The organism is Paraglaciecola mesophila KMM 241, assembly GCF_000315015.1.
Classification (GTDB): Bacteria; Pseudomonadota; Gammaproteobacteria; order Enterobacterales; family Alteromonadaceae; genus Paraglaciecola; species Paraglaciecola mesophila.
Window position 1 is genome coordinate 99,813 of record NZ_BAEP01000032.1, and the last position, 26,765, is coordinate 126,577.

The 26,765-nt window shown below is 44.7% G+C and carries 27 protein-coding genes and 1 pseudogene; 20 read left to right on the top strand and 8 right to left on the bottom strand.

Features of this window, described 5'->3' with window-relative positions; genetic code table 11:
* Window positions 1-31: 31 nt before the first annotated feature.
* The 18 genes and pseudogenes from glyA (at window position 32) to GMES_RS08220 (ending at window position 17,112) form a co-directional block, all read left to right on the top strand.
* Window positions 32-1,288: a serine hydroxymethyltransferase gene (gene glyA, locus GMES_RS08135; RefSeq protein ID WP_006992160.1), complete on the top strand. Its 1,257-nt coding sequence runs from the start codon at window positions 32-34 to the stop codon at window positions 1,286-1,288.
* 234 nt (window positions 1,289-1,522) lie between these two features.
* The gene (locus GMES_RS08140) at window positions 1,523-2,107 is read left to right on the top strand and encodes a FlgO family outer membrane protein (protein WP_006992161.1); all 585 of its coding nucleotides are present in this window, start codon (window positions 1,523-1,525) and stop codon (window positions 2,105-2,107) included.
* A 13-nt stretch (window positions 2,108-2,120) separates the two neighbouring features.
* Complete coding sequence (locus tag GMES_RS08145) at window positions 2,121-2,789, top strand: FlgO family outer membrane protein (protein WP_006992162.1); 669 nt, start codon at window positions 2,121-2,123, stop codon at window positions 2,787-2,789.
* A gap of 48 nt (window positions 2,790-2,837) precedes the next feature.
* A complete protein-coding gene (locus GMES_RS08150; RefSeq protein ID WP_006992163.1) occupies window positions 2,838-3,929 on the top strand; it encodes a FlgO family outer membrane protein in 1,092 nt (363 codons plus the stop codon).
* A gap of 211 nt (window positions 3,930-4,140) precedes the next feature.
* Window positions 4,141-4,752: a DUF4402 domain-containing protein gene (locus tag GMES_RS08155; RefSeq protein ID WP_006992165.1), complete on the top strand. Its 612-nt coding sequence runs from the start codon at window positions 4,141-4,143 to the stop codon at window positions 4,750-4,752.
* Between the two features lie 51 nt (window positions 4,753-4,803).
* On the top strand, window positions 4,804-5,265 hold the full coding sequence (locus tag GMES_RS08160; RefSeq protein WP_052013397.1) for a DUF4402 domain-containing protein: 462 nt from the start codon (window positions 4,804-4,806) through the stop codon (window positions 5,263-5,265).
* 71 nt (window positions 5,266-5,336) lie between these two features.
* Entirely contained in the window at window positions 5,337-6,143 is an 807-nt protein-coding gene (locus GMES_RS08165; protein ID WP_226990270.1) for a fimbrial biogenesis chaperone, read from the top strand.
* Between the two features lie 125 nt (window positions 6,144-6,268).
* Window positions 6,269-9,352, top strand: a complete 3,084-nt coding sequence (locus GMES_RS08170) for a hypothetical protein (RefSeq protein WP_006992168.1) — start codon at window positions 6,269-6,271, stop codon at window positions 9,350-9,352.
* 82 nt (window positions 9,353-9,434) lie between these two features.
* Entirely contained in the window at window positions 9,435-10,124 is a 690-nt protein-coding gene (locus GMES_RS08175) for an SPOR domain-containing protein (protein ID WP_006992169.1), read from the top strand.
* 128 nt (window positions 10,125-10,252) lie between these two features.
* Entirely contained in the window at window positions 10,253-10,702 is a 450-nt protein-coding gene (nrdR, locus tag GMES_RS08180) for a transcriptional regulator NrdR (protein ID WP_006992170.1), read from the top strand.
* 58 nt (window positions 10,703-10,760) lie between these two features.
* Window positions 10,761-11,879, top strand: coding sequence for a bifunctional diaminohydroxyphosphoribosylaminopyrimidine deaminase/5-amino-6-(5-phosphoribosylamino)uracil reductase RibD (ribD, locus tag GMES_RS08185; protein ID WP_006992171.1), 1,119 nt, complete (start codon window positions 10,761-10,763; stop codon window positions 11,877-11,879).
* 146 nt (window positions 11,880-12,025) lie between these two features.
* Window positions 12,026-12,684 (top strand): annotated as a pseudogene (locus GMES_RS08190) (riboflavin synthase).
* A 94-nt stretch (window positions 12,685-12,778) separates the two neighbouring features.
* Window positions 12,779-13,876, top strand: coding sequence for a bifunctional 3,4-dihydroxy-2-butanone-4-phosphate synthase/GTP cyclohydrolase II (gene ribBA / locus GMES_RS08195; RefSeq protein ID WP_006992173.1), 1,098 nt, complete (start codon window positions 12,779-12,781; stop codon window positions 13,874-13,876).
* A gap of 234 nt (window positions 13,877-14,110) precedes the next feature.
* Window positions 14,111-14,587 (top strand): 6,7-dimethyl-8-ribityllumazine synthase, encoded by a 477-nt coding sequence (gene ribH / locus GMES_RS08200; RefSeq protein WP_006992174.1) that lies wholly within the window; start codon window positions 14,111-14,113, stop codon window positions 14,585-14,587.
* On the top strand, window positions 14,588-15,010 hold the full coding sequence (nusB, locus tag GMES_RS08205) for a transcription antitermination factor NusB (protein ID WP_006992175.1): 423 nt from the start codon (window positions 14,588-14,590) through the stop codon (window positions 15,008-15,010).
* A gap of 71 nt (window positions 15,011-15,081) precedes the next feature.
* Window positions 15,082-16,092, top strand: coding sequence for a thiamine-phosphate kinase (thiL, locus tag GMES_RS08210; protein ID WP_006992176.1), 1,011 nt, complete (start codon window positions 15,082-15,084; stop codon window positions 16,090-16,092).
* The gene (locus tag GMES_RS08215) at window positions 16,092-16,580 is read left to right on the top strand and encodes a phosphatidylglycerophosphatase A family protein (protein ID WP_006992177.1); all 489 of its coding nucleotides are present in this window, start codon (window positions 16,092-16,094) and stop codon (window positions 16,578-16,580) included. The genes thiL and GMES_RS08215 overlap by 1 nt, the downstream gene beginning before the upstream one ends.
* 88 nt (window positions 16,581-16,668) lie before the next feature.
* A complete protein-coding gene (locus GMES_RS08220) occupies window positions 16,669-17,112 on the top strand; it encodes a YaiI/YqxD family protein (protein WP_006992178.1) in 444 nt (147 codons plus the stop codon).
* Window positions 17,113-17,187: 75 nt separating this feature from the next.
* On the opposite strand, the gene dxs is transcribed toward GMES_RS08220, so the two are convergent.
* Genes dxs through xseB form a run of 3 tightly spaced genes read right to left on the bottom strand, consistent with a single transcriptional unit; the run spans window position 17,188 to window position 20,240 of the window.
* Window positions 17,188-19,053, bottom strand: coding sequence for a 1-deoxy-D-xylulose-5-phosphate synthase (dxs, locus tag GMES_RS08225; RefSeq protein ID WP_006992179.1), 1,866 nt, complete (start codon window positions 19,051-19,053; stop codon window positions 17,188-17,190).
* A 45-nt stretch (window positions 19,054-19,098) separates the two neighbouring features.
* Window positions 19,099-19,989 carry a (2E,6E)-farnesyl diphosphate synthase gene (gene ispA / locus GMES_RS08230; RefSeq protein ID WP_006992180.1) on the bottom strand — a complete coding sequence of 297 codons (891 nt, stop codon included), beginning with the start codon at window positions 19,987-19,989 and terminating at the stop codon, window positions 19,099-19,101.
* Complete coding sequence (xseB, locus tag GMES_RS08235; protein WP_006992181.1) at window positions 19,989-20,240, bottom strand: exodeoxyribonuclease VII small subunit; 252 nt, start codon at window positions 20,238-20,240, stop codon at window positions 19,989-19,991. Before xseB ends, ispA begins: the two co-directional genes overlap by 1 nt.
* Window positions 20,241-20,577: 337 nt before the next feature.
* Between xseB and pomA the strand changes: the two genes are divergently transcribed.
* Together pomA and GMES_RS08245 are read left to right on the top strand one after the other, a co-directional pair.
* Window positions 20,578-21,342, top strand: coding sequence for a flagellar motor protein PomA (gene pomA / locus GMES_RS08240; protein ID WP_006992184.1), 765 nt, complete (start codon window positions 20,578-20,580; stop codon window positions 21,340-21,342).
* Between the two features lie 3 nt (window positions 21,343-21,345).
* On the top strand, window positions 21,346-22,263 hold the full coding sequence (locus GMES_RS08245) for a flagellar motor protein MotB (protein WP_006992185.1): 918 nt from the start codon (window positions 21,346-21,348) through the stop codon (window positions 22,261-22,263).
* Window positions 22,264-22,403: 140 nt separating this feature from the next.
* Here GMES_RS08245 and GMES_RS08250 read toward each other — a convergent pair whose 3' ends face one another.
* Genes GMES_RS08250 through GMES_RS08270 form a run of 5 tightly spaced genes read right to left on the bottom strand, consistent with a single transcriptional unit; the run spans window position 22,404 to window position 26,752 of the window.
* On the bottom strand, window positions 22,404-22,961 hold the full coding sequence (locus GMES_RS08250; RefSeq protein WP_006992186.1) for a DUF3833 domain-containing protein: 558 nt from the start codon (window positions 22,959-22,961) through the stop codon (window positions 22,404-22,406).
* Between the two features lie 8 nt (window positions 22,962-22,969).
* Complete coding sequence (locus GMES_RS08255) at window positions 22,970-23,494, bottom strand: chalcone isomerase family protein (protein ID WP_193362981.1); 525 nt, start codon at window positions 23,492-23,494, stop codon at window positions 22,970-22,972.
* A gap of 3 nt (window positions 23,495-23,497) precedes the next feature.
* Window positions 23,498-24,751 (bottom strand): SAM-dependent methyltransferase, encoded by a 1,254-nt coding sequence (locus GMES_RS08260; protein ID WP_006992188.1) that lies wholly within the window; start codon window positions 24,749-24,751, stop codon window positions 23,498-23,500.
* A 1-nt stretch (window position 24,752) separates the two neighbouring features.
* Window positions 24,753-25,481 carry a DUF1365 domain-containing protein gene (locus GMES_RS08265; protein WP_006992189.1) on the bottom strand — a complete coding sequence of 243 codons (729 nt, stop codon included), beginning with the start codon at window positions 25,479-25,481 and terminating at the stop codon, window positions 24,753-24,755.
* Entirely contained in the window at window positions 25,481-26,752 is a 1,272-nt protein-coding gene (locus GMES_RS08270) for an NAD(P)/FAD-dependent oxidoreductase (RefSeq protein WP_006992190.1), read from the bottom strand. Before GMES_RS08270 ends, GMES_RS08265 begins: the two co-directional genes overlap by 1 nt.
* Between the last annotated feature and the right edge of the window lie 13 nt (window positions 26,753-26,765).

Here is a 26,765-nt window from a genome sequence, read left to right on the forward strand (position 1 = left end):
CGCGCAAGTGTAACGGCCCCGAGGAGAACTGATGTTATCACGTGACATGAATATTGCCGATTTTGATCCTGAGTTGAGTCAAGCTATCGCGCAAGAAACCCAGCGCCAAGAAGATCACATTGAACTGATCGCCTCTGAAAACTACTGTAGCCCGCGCGTACTTGAAGCCCAAGGCTCGCAACTGACTAACAAATACGCTGAAGGTTATCCGCACAAGCGTTACTACGGCGGTTGTGAATACGTTGATATTGCAGAAGATTTAGCCATTGAGCGTGCTAACCAATTATTCGGCTCTGACTACGCGAACGTGCAGCCTCACTCTGGCTCACAAGCTAACTCAGCAGTATTTATGGCGTTACTTGATGCTGGCGATACCGTACTAGGTATGAGCTTGGCACACGGCGGTCACTTAACCCACGGCGCACATGTTAGCTTCTCGGGCAAGACGTATAATGCAGTACAGTACGGTATCGATGAGCAAACTGGCAAAATCGATTACGACGCGGTAGAAGCGCTCGCGGTTGAGCATAAACCTAAAATGATCATCGGTGGTTTCTCAGCGTACTCAGGCATTGTTGATTGGCAGCGATTCCGCGAAATCGCGGACAAAGTAGGTGCTTACTTATTAGTGGATATGGCTCACGTTGCTGGTTTAGTGGCAGCTGGTTTGTATCCTAACCCATTACCTCATGCGCACGTTGTGACCACCACTACGCATAAAACCTTAGCTGGCCCACGTGGCGGCTTGATTTTATCAGCCTGTGGCGATGAAACCATTTACAAAAAACTAAACAGCTCAGTATTCCCTGGTAACCAAGGTGGCCCTTTATGTCATGTGATTGCAGCGAAAGCCGTTGCGTTTAAAGAAGCATTACAGCCAGATTTTAAAGAATACCAACAGCAAGTATTGCTTAACGCCAAAGCAATGGTCAGCGTGATGCTAGAGCGCGGCTACGACATCGTATCTGGCGGCACCGACAATCACCTGTTCTTGCTTGATTTGATCAGCAAAGACATCACAGGTAAAGATGCTGACGCAGCCCTGGGTCGCGCGAACATCACAGTGAACAAAAATTCGGTACCAAACGACCCACGCTCACCGTTTGTGACCAGTGGTTTACGTATCGGCTCACCCGCTATTACTCGCCGTGGCTTTAAAGAAGAACAAGCGAAGCAAGTGGCTACATGGATTTGCGACGTTATCGACAACATCGAAGACGAAGCGGTTATCGAGCGCGTAAAAGGCGAAGTATTAACCCTTTGCGGCAAGTTCCCGGTATACGCTTAGGTTTTAGTTCGTTCGCTAGTTAGTTAATAAACATCACCTAGTGTAGAGCGGCAAAACGAGTGCACTAAATAGAAATCCGTTGAGGTTAGCCTCGACGGATTTTTTTATGGCCTGATATTTGCTGAAATCATCAATATTAAGCTTTGAGGCACTGTTTTTTGACGCTTCAATTATGGGTTAACGTTGCGCTGTAGCGATAGGTAGCAACGCACTGAATAACGCGGGGCGAATGTTTTGAAGATTTTTTTTAGTCTATTAGTGCTATTTCTTACAGGCTGTGCACATTTACCTTCGTGGCAAGAAGATGCCGAAGAAGGGCAGGTTGTGGCCGAAGAGCCGCTGTTGCTGCACACCGAACAAATAGCCAATAAATTGTTTGCCAGCTTAGCGCCCATAGAATACGGCAATTTAGCGGTCGTGAGTTTTACCGAATTAGAGAGTTTAGCGTTATCAAAAGCCAACCATTCCTTAAATATGTTGGGTTTGCAGCTTCAAGAGAGCATGTTGTCGGTATCGACTCAGCGCGGTTTCAATGTGGTTGAGATTCGGGCCGCGAATCAAGTGCAATTATTCAAAGACCACGAACGCCTTTTAAGTCGTGACAGTGGCGATATCAGCAAAGATATAGATGTGCGCTACATGGTTGTGGGCACGCTACTTCAAGGTAATCAAATGACCACAGTTAATGCCAGATTATTAGACTTACGAGAAGGAACGGTTATCGCTGCGGTATCAGATAATGTTCCTAACAGTGTGATTGGCCTAAACGCTAATCAAATCCAAATGAAACACAACAAGCTGTATCGCTCGTCATTATAAAAGTGAGTTAATTATGAAATTTATCAAACTAGCCGCCATACCACTCATGTGCTTCTTAAGTACGTCATGCTCAAGTTGGTTTTCGAGCGACGAGCAAGTACAAGAAATGCAAGCAACCAACTCAAGCGAACAAGCGATAGGATCAGTCAGTCGCTTCAATAATCAGCGCATGTCAGATATTTATAAACGCGTTGAAGTAGGTGACGTAAACCATTATGTGCAAGGCATTATGCAAGACTTGATTGCCAATATGGATAATCCAGGAAGCAGTATGGATATTGGTGTGACGAGCTTTGTATATCTTGACGGCAGCTTTGATGAAACTGACCTCTTGGGAAATCAATTATCAGAAAGCTTTATGCATGAGCTACATCAATTTGGGTTAAACGTATTGGACTTCAAAAGCTCTGACTATATCCGCGTGACCCCCACTGGCGATTTTAACTTTAGCCGAGATTATGAAGAACTAAACCCAGACATGCCTGTGCAATACGTAATGGGTGGCACCATGGTAAAGCATCAAGATGGCGTAATTGTTAACGCTAGAATGGTATCAATTAATACTAAAAAGGTGTTGTCTAGCGCGCAAGGGTTTATCCCTGCCAGTGTGGTTAACGCGTTACACCGAAGTCAGGGTAATCCCGGCATTAGCCTTAAATTCAAGCAAAGTGAAAAAAGCTAAGAATATTCTGAGTGCTTAAAGCTAATCGTTAAAATTCTGAGGTGTATTGTGAGTAAATTTATTATGGATAACGCGAAAACGATTAGCGTGCTGTCAAGAGCCGGCTGCGCTGGGTTAATGTTAATATCGCTTTGTGGTTGTTCTATGTTTCAAGGCGAAGATGACATCGTAGTTGATAAAAGCGACCCGCAATACCTTGAATTAAAAGTCATGTTGGAACAACAAAAAATCGAATGGGAAGCCCAGAAACCCGCGTTAGAGCGACTGGTGAAAAACGAAGAAGATCTTGCTTTTCTAATTGATGCCTTGAGTAAGATGTCGATCATCGGTAGTTCGCCTTCTCTTGAGCAATATATGCTTGGCCAACCACAATATATCCAAGACAAGGCTAATGGTACGAAAAGTAACGGTATTTCAGTTGGGGGCTCTCAAACTATCAATTCAGGCGACACCAATACCTCAATTAATGTTAGCAACGTTAATAGCGGTAATATTTCTAATGCAAATCCCCTTATGCAACTGGTGGATTCCCCAGAAGAGTTGACACAGTTGATGACCGACCTGCAGAAACTAGCGCGCACTCAGCGATATAAAGCACTCAATAAGCAAAATTCGTCTAATAGCTCTCAAGCTACCTCAAACGATGAACTAAAACCGGGTAAGTCGATCGGGCGTAACGGCACAACCTATGGTGGCATTTTTGCTAACAGCAAAGTCCAGCTAGGTGACTACGCTCAGCAATTGGCAGGTAAGCTGGCTAAATTTTCAGCTCTTGAAGGCTCAACTGTTGGCGTCGCAAGCTTTGTGGACTTTGATGAAACATTAAGAAATTCCAGTAGCTTAGGTAATCAATTTGCAGAAGCTTTAGCCACAGAACTGCCTAGTTACGGCGTTAAAGTGGTGGATTTCAAGCTGACTAAAAATATTGATGTGTCCGCCATGGGCGATTTAGCGCTATCACGCGATGGTGCAATACTAAATGGCCAAACTGATATGAACTATGTGCTCACGGGCACGATGATTGCCATGCCTCGTGGTGTGAAAATTAACAGCCGTGTGGTATCTGTTTATGATAACAGTGTTATCGCTGCGGCTAGTACTTTTGTTCCTAGAGGACTTTTAGCGCAAATGAAGCCTTAGGTGTTTAAAAAATATACACAATGCACTAATTGTATAATTTTTAAGCAATAAATTCTTTGGGTTTACAAATTAATTTATGATTTTTAGACGAAAGTTGAATTATTTGCTTAATAAAATGCTAATCCCACCGATAAATGAGTTAGCCCTTAGTAAACAAGCGTGTTTATTTTGGCGCTACTACTTTACGTTTATTCAAAGATAGGGAACCACGATGACAAAAATGAACAAAATAGCTGCCGGATTAGCAGCATCGCTTTTATTGGTAAGTGCAGCTCAAGCTCAAGAAACAGTTACGACAACAGCGTCTGGTACGGTGCAAAATTCATTTACATTGACTAATGATGCAGATTTGGATTTTGGTACATTTCGAGCTCAGAATGATAACGCAGCATCAAGTCCCGTAACTGCTACGTTACGACGCCCGGCGGATCCATCAGAAAGCTCAGTAGCGACCAATGGCACTGCTAATGCTGCGGTATTGCAGTCGCTGGTAGAAGGAGCGCCAGCAGAGTACACAGTATCGGGAGTTGCTGGTTTCTCAACCTTGACCGTAACTGTTCCAGCGGATGGAGCGGTGACTCTAGCTGCAGCAGGAAGTCCTACAGGCGTTGCTACTTTTGTGTTGAACGGTTTTGAAGCGTATAAAACGTCAGGTACACCTGGTGATATCACTCTGACCAGTAACAGCGGTACGTTTCAAGTGGATGCAACAGGGGATGCCACATTTACTCTAGGTGCTACTTTGACGACAGTACCTAGCACGACTGACACCTATACTGATTTAGCATATTCAGGTGATTACGATATTACTGTTCAATATTAACTTAACTGGGTATGTAGGTGTGTTAATTTCGCACACCTACTATATTTTTAAATGAAATTTATCGTGCTTGTGTTCTTAATAGTTATTTATTTTTTAGGAGCTGCTAAGACTCATGCAGCGATGGAAGTTAACGTACCGCTATCTTTTGGTACTTTTGCTATTCCGAACAACTCTTCGGTCAGTCAGTTAACTATCTCCACTAATTTCCGCTCGTACTCAACTAATCATATTCATGTAATTCAGCCAGGGCAACCAGGCGAGTACAAGTTAGTCGAGTTTCCGGTCTATACCCGCCTCTTTTTAAATGCCTCTTTACCACAACAATCGACGGTATTTGTTGGTGAAACGGAGCGATTTACTTTGACCAACATTGAGCTACCAGATTCAGTGATTACAGATTCAAATGGTGAAGCAGATCTCTTAGTTGGAGCCACAATTGAATCATCAGGTAATGGAGGTCGATACCTAGACACGAAATACGATTTACCGCTGATTTTTACCATTAATTATTAATTTTTAGTACGAAGTGCATGAGGGAAAACATGATAAATTTACGTTCACTAATATTTGGGTTAATTCTTTGTATGCTGTTTATTTCTCATGTGAAGGCAGATTTATTGATTTCACCCACCAGAGTTGTGTTTGACGAGAGAGCTAGATCTAAACAGATAGTGTTGATCAACTCAGGGAGCAAAACTATGACCTATCGCCTGGGTTGGGATCAAAAAAAAGCCCTGACCTCAGGGGGATATGCAGATTTAACTGCTGAAGAATTGAGCCAGTTTCCAGTTGCTAGTGACATGCTTAGATTTAGCCCAAAACAAGTGAGCCTGAAACCTGGCGAAAAACAAATTGTCAAAATTGCAGTGAGAAAACCAAAAGACTTAGAGAACGGTGAGTACCGCTCTCATTTGTTGTTTAAAGCCTTACCGAACCCGAAAAGGCAAGAAGGTACGCACAATGCAATGTCGCTATCATTGAATGTTCGTATGAGCTATTCAATGCCTGTTATGATTCGTGAAGGCAAAGAAACTAGCACCGTCGACATCTCTGAATACTCGTTTGATTACTCTCCTGAAAGCCATCGAGGAAAAGTTTCTGTCGTACTGAATAAGAGTGGTGAAAAATCAACCTTTGGCAATGTGCTTGCTTACTGGTCAAATAGTAATAACGGGCAGAAGTCTATGATTGCTCGGGTTAACTCCCATAGCATTTATGCTGAGACCCAGCGCTCTGAGGTGGATTTGGTGTGGCTCGATAATCCTTTTACGCTATCAGATGGCATCTTAACTGTGGTCTATGAAGGGGAGTCAGAATACCGCGGTCAGACTTTTACTACGCAGCAGTTCAATGTATCCAAAGAGAACATCTCGACTTTTGCTTTAAATTAATATTCTATCTTCCGCTTTAATTCCTACTTCTCCAATAGGTAAAACGCTAACTAGCGCCAATTATTCGACGAATAACTTGGCGCGTTGTTTGCTATCCATTTGCTGTCAATTAGAAATGGAACTTTATGTCACGTATTTCCTCTGTCGTTAGCGTATTATTTATCTTCAGTGTAGTTACGCTATTGAGCCAAACAACCTCTGCAGCAAGTAAGGCTAACTTGTCTTCGGCTTTGTCAAATAAAAAGCTAATTGCTTTGCTCAAAGACGTAAACCAAAAATACCAGCAGCCAATCAGACCAAATGCACTGGATACAGTGGATAAAAGCGCTGTGTCGTCACGCTTTGATCCAGGTGAAGAGCTATTTCTATCGCTGAACATAGGTAAGCTTTACTTGGCTGATGTGTACGCGATTAAAAGCGCCAAGCAAGCACATATTAGCCTGATAACTTTGTTCGAAACACTTGATTTTCCTATTCAGTTTGTCGAGCCCGTAAACAGCATGAATAAAACGGGCGGGGCGTCAGGTTGGTTTATCCGCGAAGACAACACCTTTGATTTACAACTACCTACAGCTCAAGGCAAACCTATTTTAGTCGTGGTGAACGGGCAAGAATATGAGCTTAGTAGCCAAGATTATACCCTAACCGATGATGGTGATATCTACGTTGAAGCAGCTGCAATAAGCAAGTGGATGGATTTAGATTTTGAGTTCGATTTTGCCAACCTAGAATTATTCACTGATTCAGATATCCCGCTACCCATTGAACAGCGTCTAGCGCGCCAGAGCCGCCGCGCAAATCAAAGCTCAGGTCGAGGTGAGGCGGTTTTGCCTATGCTGCAGTCGAATTACCAAGCGATAACCGCTCCGTTAGTTGATGTGCAACTTGCTACTACGATTGACCCTGATCGAGACAGCGCGCGCTACTCTGTTCTAGGTAGTCATGATTTTGCATACTTAAACAGTCAATTTTTTGTCGCGGGCAACGATAGTGACGAACTCAGCGATGTACGCTTAACATTGTCAAAGGAGTCTTTGAATGGGGACTTGCTCGGTCCGCTGAATGCCACCCAAGTGCAATTCGGTGATATCACTCCTGTCAATGTGGGCATTGGTAATACCGCCTCACAAAGCCGAGGCTTCAGAGTCACCAATAGTAAGCTTGCGCAAATTAATGATAATAAAACGATTAATCTTACCGGTGACATTCAGTTGGGCTGGGATATAGAGCTTTATCGAAATGGAATATTGATCGACCAGCAAATGAGCTTGCAAAGCGGCCGCTATGAGTTTAATGATGTAGATTTATTGTTCGGCGATAACCAATTTGAGCTTATAATGTATGGGCCTCAAGGCCAAATTGAAAGTCAGACTGAGCAATACTTTATTACCACCAACTCGGTAGAGCAGGGGGAAGGGCAATACCGCTTTTCCGTTGCTGATGTGGGGGAGTCACTGTTTGGAATTTCTACTGTTAGCACGGCGCTAGATCCAGGAGTGTTATTGTCTGGTGTATATAACAGAGGTATTACCGATTGGTTCTCATTGAGTGCGGGAGTATCTTCGTTGCTGGCGGATGCAGGGGAAGATCAGCAGTATTTTTCTTTAGGCTCAAACTTAGCGCTGTTCGATCGGGTGTTACTCGATGGCATAATACAAATTAATCAAGATCAACAGACCCGAGCTGAATTTGGTGCTCGAACTCGCATCGGTGATACTGCGTTAAGCGCTGATTATTACATGGACGAACGCAGCGTGTTATTCACGGACGAGCAGCTAAACGATGAGCAGACCAACTTAGATGATACTCAGTTATATCAGCAATTCGCTTTAAATATGTCAGGTGAGTTGTACAAAGCGAATAGCTTCGGGGTGAACTACCAAAACGAGTGGCGTCATACCATGCTCGAAGACGGTTTACGCAGTGATTTATTGTCAAACCAGCTATCGATCAACAGTCGCTTACTTTACGTGTCCCATGAATTGAATTGGCTCAAAACTGACGATGAATTTTCTGAAGAACAATTTAGCGGTACTCTTCGTTTACAAAAGAGTTTTGGGCGTGTTTTCACGCGCTTAAATGCAATCTATTCAATTAAACCTGAATCACAATTAGAGCAAGTCAGTACCGAGCTATATATGCCATTGACGACTGAGCTGCAAAGCCAACTTGAATTAATCTACTATCCACAGATTGATGATTATCGAGCGACACTGGGCTTAAATTGGCAGCATGACTTATTTTATTTCACCGCTGACACCGAATACGATAAAGACGGTGATTGGTCAATTGGCTTAAACATGCGCTTTAGTTTCGGTTACGACCCCCTTGGCGAACAATTCTTTATGAATCGCCGTTCAATGGCCAGTAGTGGCGCTATGGCAGTGAGGGTGTTTGAGGATTTGAACTTAAATGGCCAGTTTGATAGCGATGAGCCGTTAATCGAAAATGCAAAAATAAAGGCGCTGCAAAATTATCGTCATGGCACCACTGATAAAACAGGTGTGGCCATGCTGAGCAGTATGACCAATAACGTGCGAACAGACATTGTGCTGGATAGGCGCAGTCTCGAAGACCCTTTTTTGATCAATGCAATTCCAGGTGTATCTGTTACGCCCAGAGCTGGCCATTTGGATGTGCTGGACTTCCCTGTGGTGCAATCTGGTGAGCTAGAAGGAGTTGTTTATGTTAGCAATGCTAGCGGCGATGAGGAAGTGGCTACTTATGCGCCAATCCGTTTGTACGATAGTAAAGGCAACGAAGTAAACAGCACTGTGACTGAGTTTGACGGCTACTACTTATTTACCGATTTGCTGCCAGATGATTATCAAATGCGCATTGATGCAAGTTACCTAGAAAAGAAAAACTTGCGCGGCGGTAAGGTGATTGAAGTTAGCCTAGCCAGTGCTGGTGAAATAGTAAACGGTGCTGATTTCACTTTGCAAGAGCGAGAAGCCGCTGAAGGATATGTAGTTTCAATTGGTGAATTCAATTCACTTAGAATGCTAAAGGCATTTTGGCAGATTTTGATTAAGAAAGGTGTATACGTCGTTGATCCTAAGCCTTTTTATTACAAAGCGGATGGTGACAAGAAATATACCTTGAACGTGGCGTTTTACCCTAAACAAACATACGCAAATGCAGTTTGCGCACGTTTTGCAGCGAAAAACATTTCGTGCAATGTGGCTCCCTTTACCTTTGATATTTAAGTTAGTCGAGATATAGACAATGAATACTAGAAAATTTTATTTCTGCCACACTGCGAAATTATCGGCGTTGCTAGGCGGCCTTATGTTGCTTAACGGATGTTCTAGTGCGCCCAAACCGCAGATTGCCGAAGTGCCAAACGAGCTCAGTGCACAAGAGTTTCACGATACCATGGCTGAGTTTGAGTACATGAAACCCAGCTTGCAGCGCCTCGCGGCGCTTGAGCCTGAGCTAAAAGCGCTTATTTCCCAGTTAACTCAAATCGCAGAAGCCGCTGAAATACAAGAAAAGCGAGAGATAGCAGAGGCAACAGCGACGCAAAGCGTTCCAGAAATTGCCCAGGTCAATCAAACAATGTCAATTGAGCCTAAGCCGGTAAAAGTGCCTGCTAGTAACACAAATAAGTCAATGGCTAGTTCCAATGAGCACGGTACTAATAACCTAAGCGCTAAGATGAATAAACATGTAGAAGAGAGTGAGGTGGCAGTTAGTTCTAAAAAAACAGTTAAAGGTCAATACACTCTGCAACTAACAGCCGTTACGGATAGAAAAAAACTACTAGATTCATGGAGAACGCTGCAAAAAACGTACTCACCTGAATTGGATGATTTGCAGGCTATATACCAAGAAATAGAATTGTCTGGTGTAACTTTCTATCGCATCAAAGCGGGCTATTATTCGTCTGAGCAACAGGCAAAAAAAGGTTGTTCTTCACTCAAAAAGCTAGGAGCAAATTGTATCGTGAGTAATAACAGCGGCTTGAGTGTTATTTGAAGGAGCGGCTTAAGCAATCGCTAAGGACTATAATTACAGCGTCCCTGTTGTTTAGTAACTGTATTTCTCTATCAACTTTCGTGTTTTTTTGTTAATTTACGGGCAAATTTCCGGTACAAGAGAACGTTATGTTTTGTCCCTTCTGTTCTATCCAAGAAACCAAGGTGATTGACTCTCGCTTAGTGGCTGATGGGCATCAAGTGCGCCGTCGTCGTGAATGTACTATGTGTAAAGAGCGTTTCACTACTTTTGAAATGGCTGAGTTGGTCATGCCTCGCGTGGTCAAGCGTGATGGCTCTCGTGAGCCGTTTAACGAGGATAAGCTGCGCGCTGGTTTGCAACGCGCCCTTGAAAAACGCCCCGTAAGCACCGAACAAGTCGAGCAGTGTATCAGTAGGCTTAAATCGGCTATGCGCGCCACAGGTGAGCGTGAAATTACCAGTGAATACTTGGGCAATCTAATTATGGATGCCCTTAAAGAACTCGATAAAGTCGCTTACGTGCGCTTTGCTTCTGTGTACCGCTCGTTTGAAGATATTCGCGAATTTGGCGAAGAAATCGCTCGTTTGGGTGACTAACATGCCGAATGATTCCCGTTTTTCCTGTGCCCTCGAGTTAAATTAATAAGGTTGTAGAGTGACGCAATTCTCTGCGCTAGACGCAAAAATGATGGCTTTGGCCATCCGTTTGGCTGAAAAAGGTCAATACACGACTTCGCCTAATCCCAATGTGGGCTGTGTTATCATTGACGCCCAAGGCAATATTGTCGGCCAAGGCTGGCATCAAAAGGCCGGTACTCCTCACGCTGAAATTCACGCTATTGCCCAAGCGGGTGAGCGCACCAAAGGCGCTACCGCTTACGTCACATTAGAGCCGTGCAATCATCACGGTCGCACAGGCCCGTGCTCTGAAGCATTATTAAAAGCAGGGGTAAAACGTGTTGTTGCCGCCATGGTTGACCCAAACCCACTTGTGGCGGGCAGTGGTTTACAAAAACTCTGTGACGCCGGCGTTGCAGTCAGCAGTGGTCTTCTTGAGCGTGAAGCGATGGCGCTCAACCTTGGTTTTATTAAGCGCATGAAAACCGGCATGCCTTGGGTCACCGTTAAACTGGCATCAAGCTTAGATGGTAAAACCGCATTAAATAATGGTGAAAGCCAGTGGATTACTGGGCCCTTAGCCCGTGAAGATGTGCAACGCCACCGGGCGCAGAGTTGCGCGATATTATCGGGCTCGGGCACGGTTTTGGCGGATAACCCTTCATTGAATGTGCGTTACAGCGAATTGGGTTTTGCCAAGAATGAGATAGCAGAAGTGAATTTACGCCTACCTGTGCGAGTTTTGCTCGATGGGCGCAACCAGATGCGCCCCGACCTGCATTTATTTTCCTTATCGTCACCTATTGTAATTATCAATAGCCAGCCAAATACAGCTGAATTTCCAGACCATGTTGAGCAATATCAAGCCCATTCGAACGGTGCGCAGCTTGACCTGCACGATGTGATAAAACACCTTGGCGAGCGTGGCTTTAATCAAATATGGGTCGAAGCAGGGGCTAAGCTTGCAGGGGCCTTATTGCAGAATAAATTAATAGATGAATTGATTTTGTACCAAGCGCCCAAATTACTAGGGGATAAAGGCCGAGATTTATTTGCTGTAGACGAATTAACCCAAATGCAGCAAGCTTTTGAATTACAATGGCAGGATGTACGTCAAGTCGGCCCTGATTTAAAGCTGACGGCGCGCTTCACATAATTTACTACCCACGCCAAGTAATCCTTACATAAAGACGATAACGGGCGCGTTTGATATAAGTAGTCCGTTTAACCTAGCCTGTTCGTTTGAAATCAGCGCGAAGTTTATAAGCAGATTACACAGTTTAATATGAGTGAAAAGACATTATGTTTACCGGAATAATTGAAGATGTGGGGTACATCGAAACCTTAACCCCAACGGGCGATGACATTCGTTTGCGCATACGGGTAAATAAACTGGATATGTCAGATGTAGCCCTTGGCGACAGTATCGCCAATAACGGTGTATGTTTAACCGTGGTAGACATGAACTCGAGCGGTTTTAGTGCTGACGTGTCGCACGAGACCATCAAGCGCAGCGGTTTTGCCGATTATAAAGCCGGTAGCAAGGTAAACTTAGAAAAGGCCATGTTACCGACATCGCGCTTTGGTGGGCACATTGTCAGCGGACATGTTGATGGTGTGGGGGAAGTGGTTTCCGTCAACCCTGTTGGGCGTTACGTGGAAATTTGGGTGCAAGCCCCAAAAGACTTAGCCCGTTACTTAGCGGAAAAAGGCTCCATCACAGTGGATGGTGTCAGCTTGACAGTGAATGCTGTAGAGGGTGCCAAATTTTTGATTACCCTTATTCCCCACAGCCTGCAAGAAACCATTATTGGTGGCTACAAGAAGGGTACTAAAATTAATTTGGAAGTGGACGTGGTTGCCCGTTACCTAGAGCGTTTAATGCTTGGTGACAAAGCCGCTGAAACAGGCCAACAAAAATCAGCATGGCTTTTTTAGCCGAAAACGGTTTTTTACGCTAGGACACATGCTGAGAAATAAAGGTGTGCTTTAGCACACAATGACATTTGCAGATAACTGCTCATTTAGGACACAACCAAAAAGAATCACAATATTATGGCAATGAACACAACAGCAGAAATTATCGAAGACATTCGTCTTGGCAAAATGGTTATCTTGATGGATGACGAAGATCGTGAAAACGAAGGCGATTTAATCATGGCCGCTGAGTGCGTGACTCCAAAAGACATTAACTTTATGGTGACTCACGCTCGGGGGTTGGTTTGTTTGCCCATGACAGCAGAGCGTTGTAAACGTTTGAATCTGCCTTTGATGGTGGACAACAACGGTGCGCAGTTCTCTACTAACTTCACGGTATCAATCGAAGCGCGTGAAGGGGTCACCACGGGTATTTCTGCTGCGGATCGTGCGCGCACTATTTTAGCGGCAGTTGCTGCGGATGCCACGGCCAACGATATTGTGCAACCAGGGCATATATTTCCCCTTATCGCTAAAGAAGGTGGGGTGTTAAACCGCGCTGGGCATACAGAAGCCGGTGTTGATTTACCGCGTTTAGCTGGCTTGGAGCCTGCCTCTGTTATCGTTGAAATACTTAACGAAGACGGCACCATGGCCCGTGGCCCTGAGTTACAAGAATTTGCTAAAAAGCATGATCTTAAAATTGGCACTATCGCTGATTTGATTGAGTATCGTAACCTAAATGAAACCACCATCGAGCAAGTGGCAAAATGCAAATTGCCGACTGAGTACGGTGAGTTCGATTTGGTGACCTTTAAAGACTCGATTGATAACCAAGTGCATTTCGCATTGAGCAAAGGCGATATTACCCCTGATGAACCAACGTTGGTGCGTGTACATTTGCACAATACTTTGAGTGATTTGCTGGGTTCAGAGCGCGCTATCGAGCGCAGCATGAATTTGCCTCAGGCGCTAAAACGTATTGCCGCTGAAGGTGGTGTATTGGTTTTACTGGGTAAAGACGAAGATTTACTGACGCAAGTGAAACAGTTTGAAGCCGAAGATAACGGCGAAAAGCCTGTTGGCGCAGCATGGAGCGGCACATCCCGCACTGTGGGTGTCGGCAGTCAAATACTTGCCAGCCTAGGCGTTAAGAAAATGCGTTTGTTAAGTCGACCTAAAAAATACCATGCCTTGTCGGGATATGGCCTAGAAGTGGTTGAATACGTAGATTAGCGAAATATAGTCAATTACAAACTCTAAAAAAACGCCTGCTTTTCAGGCGTTTTTTTGTTTAGGCAGCCATCTCATATTTGATTTATATCTCGAGGCAAGGTTATTTCTTCATTATAACTTCCCGGAAGCCTATGGCGGCAATGACTATTTTATAAACAGCGCATTAAGCTGTTTGGGATCATATGGTGCTGTGCTATAATACGCGCCATTTTTTATAGATAAGGCTTACTAGGCATGAATATCATTGAAGGTAATATTCGCGCAACAGGCAAAAAATTTGCGTTGGTTGTGTCACGTTTCAACAGTTTTGTTGTTGAGAGTTTGGTTGAAGGCGCATTAGATACACTTGAGCGTCACGGTGAAGTAAACAGCCAAGATATCACTTTGGTTCGCGTACCTGGTGCATACGAGTTGCCTATCGCGGCTAAAAAGCTAGCGGAAAAAGGGACCTTTGATGGGATCATCGCTTTAGGCGCTGTAATCCGTGGCGGTACGCCACACTTCGAATTTGTTGCTGGCGAATGCAACAAGGGCTTAGCTCAAGTTTCACTCGAATTTGGTATTCCAGTTTCGTTTGGTGTTATTACCACCGACAGTATCGAGCAGGCTATTGAGCGCTCTGGTACTAAAGCAGGAAACAAAGGTGCTGAAGCGGCACTAGGTGCTCTTGAAATGGTTAACGTTATGGCCAATATCGAAGGGGCAGAGTAGGTGAAACCAGCAGCCCGTCGTAAAGCCAGAGAGTTAGCGGTTCAAGCCGTTTACTCATGGCAGATGTCAAAAAATCCACTTGACCAGATAGAACTCAGCATTGTCACTAGTAACAATATGCAAGACGTAGATACCGAGTACTTTCTAGAGTTGTTGCGCGCCGTTGTGCGCAAAACAGCCGAGCTGGACGCAAAAATCAAACCTTATTTGGGGCGTTTACCGGAAGAGCTTGATCCTGTTGAAAAAGCTATTTTACGACTGGCTACTTACGAACTTGTTGAGCGTATTGATGTCCCTTATAAAGTGGTCATTAATGAGGCCATTGAGCTTGCCAAGTCGTTTGGTGCTGAAGAGAGCCACAAGTTTGTGAATGGGGTGCTTGATAAAGCCATAAAAACCCTTCGTAAACACGAGTTGTCATAAAAGATCGTTATATTTTAGGGAGTTACACAGGCCGTGTATTCCCTTTAATCTTAGAGTTTTAAAATAAAAATGTGAAAGAATTTTCTTTAATCGATACCTATTTTCGCGATGTGAGTTTTCAGCGCAAGGATGTGTTGTTAGGCATAGGCGATGATTGCGCTATTACCCAAATTCCAGCTGGTCAAGCCCTTGCCACCACGACTGATACCCTAGTAAGCGGTGTGCACTTCTTACCTGACGCTGACCCTAAAGCCATTGCCCAAAAAGCCATTGCGGTAAATTTGAGTGACTTGGCAGCCATGGGCGCTGAGCCTGCTTGGTTGAGTTTGTCTTTGTCTTTACCTAACGTTGATGAGCAGTGGCTTAAGGCGTTCTCTGAAGGATTTAAAGAGCTCACTGAGTATTACTCAGTTCAGCTTATTGGCGGCGATACGGTGCAAGGTCCACTGGCTATCACCATTACCGCACAAGGTTTTGTGGCCGCGGATCAGGCATTGAAGCGCTCTGGTGCTAAACCCGGTGATTTCGTTTATGTGACGGGCTCATTAGGGGATGCTGGCTTAGGGCTAGATATTCTGCTTAATCATGCTGAGGTTCAAAGTACCGAGCACAGTGAGTTCTTGCTAAGACGTTTGCATTATCCAACACCAAGAGTGTTTGCTGGCACTAGTTTACGTCGAGTGGCTAGTGCCTGTATCGATATCTCTGATGGTTTATTGGCCGATATTAAGCATATATTAAATGCATCCCAATGTGGGGCGTGCTTGCAACTTGATAAGCTGCCTTTATCCAAAGCGATGCTCGAGTCCGTAGATCGGGATGCCGCATTTCATTACGCTTTGAGTTCTGGTGATGACTACGAGCTTCTGTTTACTGTGAGTGAAGAGCAAAAAAACAACGTGGAGCGTGTGTTAGCCTGCAGCAATGTGCCAGCAACCTGCATCGGCCAAATTAATGGTGCGGTTGGCAAAATTGATCTGAAACATAATGATGAAAGTTATGCATACAGCCAAACGGGGTTTGAACACTTCAATTCAGCTGAATTAACGAAAGAACAATCTAACCAGGCTAAGCGAGCATAATGGACAGGCATATTCGTAAGCGCGTTTCACTAGCCAACCCCATTCACTTTCTAGCCTTGGGGTTTGGCAGTGGTTTAGCGCCAAAAGCGCCCGGCACGTTTGGTACGATAGCGGCTGTTCCATTGGTGTGTTTGCTTGCTTATAGCACTACGCTAACAGGCTATTTGCTGGTCACTTTGATAGCCTCAGTCATTGGCATATGGTTATGTGGTAGAACAGCCAAAGACATGATGGTGCATGATGATTCATCCATAGTATGGGATGAAATTGCAGGTTTGCTTATCACTATGATAGCCGTACCGCTAAGTTGGCAAACATTGCTGCTCGGTTTTGTTCTGTTTCGTATTTTCGATATCTTAAAGCCTTGGCCGATCAGTTATTTAGATGCGCGGGTACATGGCGGATTTGGCATTATGATTGACGATATTTTAGCGGGCTTGTTTGCCTTGATTCTGATGCACATCACGCTGTATTTTGGCTGGCTATAGCTGTTTCTGAACGTTATTGTTATGCACGCTAACGCTTCACTCTCTTTGTTATTTATTCTTTGTTGTTTTTTATTCGAAAAGGTACTCCATGAAAATCTGGGTTGATGCGGACGCGTGTCCCGTTCTTGTGAAACAAATCTTGTTTAAAGCGGCGCAGCGCACTCAAGTTGAAATGACCTTGGTGGCAAACCAACACATTCCTGTACCGCCTGATAAAAACATTACCAGTATTCAGGTACAAAGTGGCTTTGACGTGGCTGATGATTATATTGTTGAGCAATGCGTAGCGAACGACTTGGTGATCACCGCTGACATACCGCTTGCCGCAGAGGTCATTGCTAAGGGCGCTCATGCGCTCAACCCACGTGGCGAGCTTTACACCAAAGAAAGTATCGGTAGCATATTGAATATTCGTGACTTCATGGACACCATGCGCAGCAGCGGCGTTCAAACAGGTGGTCCGGGCGCTTATGGCAACAAAGAGAAACAAGCGTTTGCCAATAATCTAGATAGACTACTGGCTCAGCGATAGGTTTTGGGTGGCCAATCGTATGGCCGCTCTTAGCTCTACTCAGAAGCAGTAAAGCGGCTCTGCAACAGCGGGCTTTTATTGCGCTAAGAAAGCTTGCGCTTTAGCGATAATCCCCGCGTCATCCATTCCAATTTCAGCATACATCTCAGTTTGGGTGCCCTGCATTATAAACTCATCAGGCAAACCGATTTGCAGTAAGCGGCTGGTGTGAACTGTGCTCAGTAGGTATTCAGCCACCGCGCCGCCAGCACCACCTGTGGTTGCGCCATCTTCAAGGGTAATAAGCAGTTCATGATCTTTGGCTACATTGGTCACCGCTTCAGTATCCAGGGGCTTGACGAAGCGCATATCAATCACAGTGGCATTGAGTACTTCAGCGGCTTTTTCTGCGTAAGGCAGTAACACGCCAAAATTCAAGATAGCGACTTTTTCGCCTTGGCGTATGGTTCTGCTTTTACCAATTTCTAATGCTTGCATGCTGTTATCGGGTTTAACACCTGTACCTGAGCCTCTTGGGTATCTGACTGCTGCGGGTTTGTTCAGCTTGTGCCCTGTGTAGAGCATTTGGCGACATTCATTTTCATCCGCCGGTGTCATGATAACCATGTTCGGAATACAGCGTAAAAACGGGATATCGTATGCGCCTTGGTGCGTTGGCCCGTCAGCACCCACTAAACCTGCGCGGTCAATAGCAAACAACACGGGTAAGTTTTGCAAAGCCACATCGTGGATCAGCTGATCGTATGCGCGCTGCAAAAACGTCGAGTAAATAGCCACTACGGCATTTTGGCCTTCTTTAGCAAGGCCCGCTGCGAATGTCACCGCATGTTGCTCGGCAATGGCAACATCAAAGTATTGTTCTGGGAATTTTTGTGAAAACTCCACCATACCTGAGCCTTCGCGCATGGCAGGTGTAACGGCCATCAAGTTAGGGTCTTGCTGTGCCATGTCACACAACCAACGGCCGAATATGTTTGAAAACGTTGGATCGCTCGGCGCAGCCTTAGGCAAACCATCAGCTGATGGGTTGAATTTCGGAACGGCATGAAATTTAATCGGGTCTTTCTCGGCTAGCTCATAGCCTTTGCCTTTTTTGGTGACCACGTGCAGAATTTGCGCCCCTTTGATGTTGCGCATGTTTTTCAATGTGTCGACCACACCGTTTACATCGTGACCATCAATCGGCCCAATGTAATTAAACCCTAATTCTTCGAAGATGGTGCCAGGTACTACCATGCCTTTGATATGTTCTTCGGCGCGGCTGGCGAACTCTTTGATAGGTGGAACACTACTGAGCAGTTTCTTGCCACCGTCACGAATAGAGTTAAAGAAGTTACCTGTGAGCAATCGAGCTAGGTGACTGTTTAATGCCCCTACGTTTTCTGAAATCGACATCTCGTTATCATTTAAAATAACCAGCATGTCTTTGTCTATATCACCGCCATGGTTTAGCGCTTCAAATGCCATACCTGCGGTCATTGCGCCATCACCGATAACGGCAACGACCTTTCTACCCAACGCTTCTTTTTCGGCAGCAACGGCCATGCCCACCGCAGCGCTGATGGAGGTAGATGAATGACCTACAGCAAAGGTATCGTACTCACTTTCATTCGGCCAAGGGAAAGGGTGCAAACCGTTCTTTTGACGAATTGTAGGCATACGATCACGACGACCCGTTAAAATTTTATGAGGGTAAGCTTGATGACCCACATCCCAGATAAGGCGGTCAAACGGAGTGTTATAAACATAATGCAGGGCGACGGTTAACTCGACGGTGCCCAACCCAGAGGCAAAGTGACCACTACTTTGGCTTACGCTAGTCAGTAAGTATTGACGTAATTCTTTGGCAACTTGCTTTAGTTTATCTTGAGGAAGCTCGCGCAATTGCTCGGGCGTGTCCGCTAAAGCCAGAAGCGGGTAGTGGGCTAAATCCAGGGTCATGAGGTACGTTTCTACTATTATTATTTGATGATGTATCGTTCGTAATCAATGATTACGATGAATGACGAAATCGGTAAATGATTTCAACACCTGTGTATTGTAAGGTAAAGCGTCCAAAGCTTGAAGCGCTTCTTGATGAAGTCGAGCGAGATAGCCCTGAGCCCCTTCTAAACCAAGCAATGCAGGATAGGTACTTTTATTCTGTTCTTGGTCTGAACCTTGGGGTTTACCTAAGGTTTGTGAATCACCGACCACATCCAAAATATCGTCCTGAACCTGAAACGCCAAACCGATGGTGGACGCATATTGCTGCAATAGTGCTTTGCTTTCATTACTAACTAACGGGCACAACACGGACGCCATTTTTACCGCTGCCGTGATAAGCGCTCCGGTTTTTTTACTGTGCAGCAACTCCAATTGTGCTTGAGAAATCAGCTTATTGGTGGACTCTAAATCGATTCCTTGACCACCACACATGCCGTCGTAACCTGATGCTTGACTTAAAATACGCACCAATTCGATACGTTGCACATTGGCAAAATCTGATAACGGGTAATTAACGATGATCTCAAAGGCCAAAGTTTGCAGGGCATCGCCGGCTAAAATAGCGTTGGCTTCATCAAACTGAATGTGACAAGTGGGGTGCCCGCGGCGTAAATCGTCGTCGTCCATCGCTGGTAAATCATCGTGTACCAATGAATAAGCATGGATACATTCTAAAGCGAGGGCGGGGGCGTCAAGATCAGACTGTTCACCCCCTAATGCTTCGCCGACAGCGTAGACTAAAAAAGGTCGCATGCGTTTTCCGCCCATTAGCAAGGCATACTGCATGGCATTTTTTAACTTCGGGGCGTGATCACCAAGGGCGCTAATTTGCGCTTGTAGTAAAGCGTCAACGTGTTGATGCACACGCTTTTGTTGAGTCTCAAATGTCATTAGTCTTGGGTATTGTTGGAGTCGAAGTCAGCCAGCGGTGCTTGCTCGTCTTGACCCATTAAGATCTGAACTTTCTGTTCGGCTTGTTTAAGTTTGTTTTGACTATGGCGGGCTAATTGAATACCTCGCTCAAAGCGCCCTAGGGCATCTTCTAAACTTAGCTCACCTTCTTCCATTTGATTGACTATGCTATCGAGCTCTTGCATTGATTCTTCAAAGCTTAAGTTTTCGGTTTTTTTGCGACTGGTCATAGGTTTTGCTTCTTTTATTTCTTGCTCTTTTGCGAGTTGAGCGCACCTTACCTGAGGGGTAAATAGTGGTCAAACCTTTTTCATGGCGCATCAGGCTAGCGTACTAAGGATTGTTTCAAGATCGAACAGTTATCTTACGATGAATGGGTTAATTTGGATTTGTTTACGCAGGTTTATAGCTAAGTACTATAGATTATTTTAACTTTGTCGATAAAATGATTAACCAAGTCAATAACCTAAATGCACCTCCTGCGAATTTTCGCTTTTTTAAGCAGGCGTTTTTAGAGCTGGGCCATTTTTTATTTCGCGTAACACACTTTTTTGATGGGAGTACAATGTGGATTTAGCAACCCTTATAGGCATGATTGGCGCAATCGGCTTCGTGATCATGGCCATGGTGCTGGGTGGTGATTTAGGGATGTTCTTTAACGTTCCATCCATTCTGATTGTGGTCTGCGGTAGTCTTTTTGTCGTCTTATCTCAATTTACCCTTGGCCAGTTCTTTGGTGCGGGTAAAGTGGCTGGTAAAGCCTTTATGTTCAAAATTGAATCGCCTGAATCACAAATTGAAAAAATCGTTGAAATGGCTGATGCCGCGCGCAAAGGTGGTTTTTTAGCGTTAGAAGAAGCACAAATAGAAAACGAATTTATGCAAAAAGGCGTTGATATGCTTGTTGACGGTCACGACGTAGACGTTGTGCGTGCCACGATGGCCAAAGACATATCTATGACCACAGAGCGCCATGAGTTTGGTGCTACTATTTTTAAAGGAATGGGGGATGTTGCTCCCGCTATGGGGATGATTGGTACATTGATCGGCCTGGTCGCCATGTTGTCAAACATGGATGATCCTAAGTCCATTGGGCCTGCAATGGCGGTTGCACTTTTAACAACGCTTTACGGCGCAGTGTTAGCGAACGTTGTGTGTTTACCTATTGCTGAGAAGCTAGGCAACAGAGCTGTGGAAGAGAAACTAAACCAGAGCCTGATCCTCGATGGCATTATCGGCATCGCCGATGGCCAGAATCCTCGTGTTATTGAAGGTATTTTGAAAAATTATCTTGCAGCCAGTAAGCGCGGTAGCGCGACAGAAGACGCATAACTGATGGAAGACGAATGCCCTAAATGCCCCCCCGCCGGATTACCCGCGTGGATGGGGACATTCGCGGATTTGATGTCACTGTTGATGTGCTTCTTCGTGTTATTGCTGTCGTTTTCAGAAATGGATGTACTGAAGTTTAAACAGATTGCGGGCTCGATGAAGTTTGCGTTTGGCGTACAAAATAAAATTGAAGTCAAAGATATTCCCAAAGGCACCAGTGTTATCGCCATGGAATTCAGGCCGGGTCGACCCGATCCTACCCCTATTGAAACCATTCAGCAGCAAACCATAGAAATGACTCAGCAAATGCTGGAGTTTCAGGCTGGTAACGAAGACTCTGCTGGTGGGCGTCAAAAACAACGAGGTGAACAAAAAGGCGGGGCAGCCCAACAAACGGCGAGTGAACAATCCAGTGCCAAAACCGCGGCGAGCCAAGAAGAAGCTAATAAGCAGATGAAGAAGGTGGCGCAGCAGCTAGAGAAGGAAATTCTTGATGGTGCCATCGAAATGGAGTCACTTGGGCAACAATTGATTATTCGTATCCGAGAGAACGGCTCTTTCTCAGCGGGCTCTGCCTTTTTACAGCCTCAGTTTAAGCCTATCCTGCGTAAAATTGGTACCTTGTTGGCTGATATGCCTGGGGATATTGAGATATCCGGTCATAGCGACAGTTTGGTTATCTCTAACGAGCTGTATCGTTCTAACTGGGATTTATCAGCTCAGCGCGCAGTTGCGGTAGCTGAAGAGCTACGTAAAGCCCCAGGGTTTGATGAGGGACGCATGGCGGTCATTGGTAAAGCAGACACCGCCCCATTGTTAGGTGAGGACGATGCTCAAGCGAGGAGCCGTAATCGCCGCGTGGAAATTGCTATTAAACAGGGTAAAGCGAAAGAATCAGAACCTATATCCGTAGTAGAATAGCGGGTGTTAACCTAAGCGCAGTTAGCGTTTTTCCTAGTAAAACAGCTGTTAGCAAAGTGGCGCTAGCTTAGTAAATAAATTCGAATCCAAAAGGCGGCATATATGCCGCTTTTTTGTCTCCTCTATTTCTCTGTATTAATTTACATTTGTGTCTCACAAGAGGGAATACGTGCGCTTTTATCAAAGAAGATAGAGAACTCTGCCACCGTCACGCCAAACTTTTTCATATACGAACGATTCATCATACGCTTGTCGTCTAAAGCGTACATCCAATCGTCAATGGCAAAATCATACTCGGTACCATCAATGGGTACTGTTAAGGTGTACTGCCAGTTGAACGCGCTACCTTGCGATGAGCCAGAAGCTTGACCCACGACATCACCGGCGGTGCCGGTCACTGTTTGGTCTTGCGCGACATTTACTTCCCAAATACGGGTTTGGCGGCTACCGTCGTTAAAGAAAAAAGACTCGTGAAGTTGCCCTTCATTACCTTGCCACGTAGCAACGATGTCAACGCAAAATCGCCGGGTTAGCTGTCCGGAATAATCTTGCACAATTCCCCAAGCCGTTATTTCACCATCAAAATAGTTTTTGAGTGAAAATGTGGGCCTAGTGTCATGATAATCGTCAATAGAGGCACTGCAACCTGCAAGCAGCGCAACCCCAGCGGTTAATGCCAATGTTTTTGGTAATGTCATGGTCACTCCTATTTTGATTGGCCTACTAATTTATTACGCAGTTTGGGGTAACTGGCTTTTTTATCTAGCCAGATGCGCAGAAAATTCACACCAAAGTTGCGATCATCAATACGCCCAATTTCTCTTTGGTTAAAATAGAAGACGCCACCATCAGTGTGATTTAAGACAAATAACAACTCATCGTTTTCCTGAATATCAGGCCATATTGCCGTAAGTTGTTTTAACCACGGTTGATAGGTTGTTTTGCCTAACCCTAGTTTGTTCCATTCATTGGCGGTGGCTTCTACCAGTTCTTCTGCTTCGATATCCCGTAAATACTGAATATTTAAGGCCAGAGGACTTTGACTTTCGTGCGTCAGGTCATCACTGGTAAACGTGCCGTCATCGCTGTAGAGCGTTGATTGGTATATATCCCAAAATACGACCGATAACTTCGCGCTGCCTACCGGCTTGAGTGCATCAATGGGCGACGCACTTAAGCCTAAAGGCAGCAGCAAAGCGCATATGATTATAAAAGGGAGGAACTTTTTCATCGTTTAACGATTAAGTTGTGCATTGTAAGCGGGTTTGCTCAGCACTAACTGCACCGTGCTGATGGTGCGTTCTAGAAAACCGCCTTCGCAATAACTAAAGTAATAGCGCCACATGTTGCCAAAGCGTTCGTCGTAACCGTCTTTTGCTAAGGCTTCGATATTGTCATTAAACGCTTGATGCCAATGTTGTAATGTTCTGGCGTAATCTAGGCCTATGTCATGCAGATCGCGGATCATCATATCGGTATGTTTTTTTAGATGTTGATTAATCAAAAGCTGTGAGGGTAAAAAACCGCCGGGAAAAATATGCTTTTGAATAAAATCAACACTCTTGGCGTAACTGTTTAAGCGTTGGTCACTGATGGTGATTGCTTGTAACAGCATAATGCCGTCTTTTTTGAGAAGATTTGAGCATTGCTGAAAGAAGGTGGGTAAGTACTCTTTTCCTACTGCTTCGATCATTTCAATGGAGACCAGTTTGTCGTATTGGCCCTCAAGTAAACGATAGTCTTTTTTGAGTAGCGTTATTTTTTCTTGTAGGCTTTCGCGAGCCACCCATTGTTCGGCAAACTGATATTGCTCCTCTGAAATAGTGGTCGTGGTCACTTTGCAACCGTAGTGTTTGGCTGCATACACAGCTAAGCCGCCCCAGCCGGTACCAATTTCAAGAAGATGGTCGCCTTCTTTCAATTGCAATTTTTCACAAATCGTTTTTAGTTTATGTTGTTGCGCCTGATGTAAGTCCGCATCTTGATGAGGATATATTGCCGAAGAATACATCATGGTTTGATCTAAGAAGCGTGTATAAAGCTTGTTACCTAGATCGTAATGGTCAGCGATGTTTTTCTTCGCCTGGCTGGTGGAATTGCGTCTTGCAAGGTGGCTTAATTTTCTAAGGGGAAGGGCAAGCCATTCCATTTTACCTTCCCAGCGGTCAAGCATAGGCAGGTTTCGGGCAAATATGCGAATAACATTGGTCAAATTGGGAGTCGTCCACATGCCATCCGTGTAAGTTTCCCCTGAAGCAACGCTACCACCAAAAAGCAAATGACGATAAGCGCGTAAATCAATAAAGTTTATCTCGGCGTGTAAGTCAGAGCCCTTTTCACCGAATACATCGACGAGCACACCATTTTCTTTTATTACCATTTCGCCCTCCGGCAGGCTGGCAAATATTTTCAACATGATTTGGCGGCTAATTTTGTCTTGCCAAGAGAGAGAGTCCACCGCTTGGAGTGTCTGTTCGCTGTTAACCATATTACTTCTTACCTTGTGTTGCGTGAGCGTAAAACGGCACACGTTTTATAAATAGTTTTAGTGCCTGCCAATAAATACCAACGACGGTTCTTATGGCCATGTGGGGTATTGATACTAATACGCGAAAGAGGGATTTTGAGTTCAATTCAATCCGCGTTAAATTTAACCCCGTGTCTAAATGAGTAATATCTTTCACGCATTTCAAGGTCAAGTTAAGTTTTTGATTTGGTTGCATAACCGTCCATTGGTATTGCATATCCAATGGGTTAAAGGGGGAAACGTGAAACGCTTTTTGTGAATTTTTCTGATCGTGTAAACCCACCAAATAATGATGCCGCTCATTCCAAGGGGTATTGCTGACTTCAGCTAACATATGACTATATGTGCCGTCAGGTTGGCGTAAGTAGTAAAAATTGACTGGGCTGAAATACAGTCCAAACGTGCGCACTTGGCCAAGAAAATAGACGTCGCCTTGCAGCGGTTTTTCGGCTAATTCAGACATGCGATCCAGTACGCCTTTTTGTAATGACGTATTGCTGTCGCCTAAGTAATCTTCTCGTTTAAAACGTAGTGGCGCCCAGCGAGAAGCTGAAAAAAAACGCACTTCTTTTTCAACTTTTTCTATCTCATCGAGCTTTAACCACATAAGAAAAATATCGTAATTAAAGGCATGCTTTTTGGGATGATGCCGGGCATGAAACACGCGGCCTTTGTAAATCGCGCTTTGCATTACAGACTTTCACCAAAGTGCTGGCATACGTCTAACGCACTCAACACGCCATCTTCATGAAATCCGTTATACCAGTAGGCACCGCAGAAATGCAGGCCGTCAACACCTGATATTTCTTTGCGTCTTGCTTGAGCGGCTATTGCTGCATTATCGAATTGGGGGTGAGCGTATTGGTACACGCCTAGTATTTTGTCATCTGCGATTGAGACTCGGTCGTTTAACGTCACGCAAAACGTCGTATCAGTGTGCAAGCATTGCAGTATATTCATATTATAGGTCAGCACAGCGGGGGATTGATGTGCGCGCTTTTCATCGGCAATGGCGTAATTCCAGCTAGCCCATGCCAGTTTACGTTTGGGCAGAACACTTTCATCAGTATGCAATATTACCTCATTGGGGATGTACTTTATGGCGCCTAAAATGCTCTTCACCGAAGCATGCTGCGCGATACTGGTGTTATCTAATAGGCGAAGCGCCTGATCGCTGTGGCAAGCAAAAATAACATCATCAAAGTATTCACTGCCCTTAGGAGTGGTCAGCTCATAGCCTTGCGCTGTTTTGGTCACGGAGGTGACTGGTGTATTCAATAATATTTTATTGGTGAAGCCTCTGGTCAGAGGACCAATATACTCTCTTGAACCGCCGATCAACGTATGCCACTGAGGGCGGTCCGTCACGTTCAATAAACCATGATTATTGAAAAATCGTAGAAAAAACTTGAATGGAAATGCTTTTATATCTTCGACGCTAGTGGACCAAATCGCGGCACACATGGGCAATATGTAATTATAGATAAACGCGTCGCTAAAATGCTCTTCCGTCAAAAAGCCAAACAAGCTCTGATCGGCTGAGATGCCATCCAAGTCTTGTGCTTTACATAACTTATTGAAGCGCAAAATATCGCTTACTATACGCCAAAAAAACGGGCGGAAAATGTTGCGTCGTTGGGCAAACAAGCTGTTGATAGTATTGCCGTTGTACTCAAGATTTTGCGCTGGGTTTTTGACACTGAAACTCATCTCGGTGGGTTGGCTTTTCACGTTGAGTGAATCCATCAATTGAATGAAATTCGGATAGGTCCAATCGTTATATACTATAAAGCCAGTATCGATAGCATACTCTCGGCCATTAACCATGACGTCTTTAGTGGCGGTGTGACCGCCAATATAATCGTTGGCTTCAAACATGGTGATATCGTGGTTTTTATTTAATAAGTAGCCGCAGGTCAAACCTGAAATACCACTGCCGATGATGGCAATTTGTTTAGACATCTTGGTTCGTTTC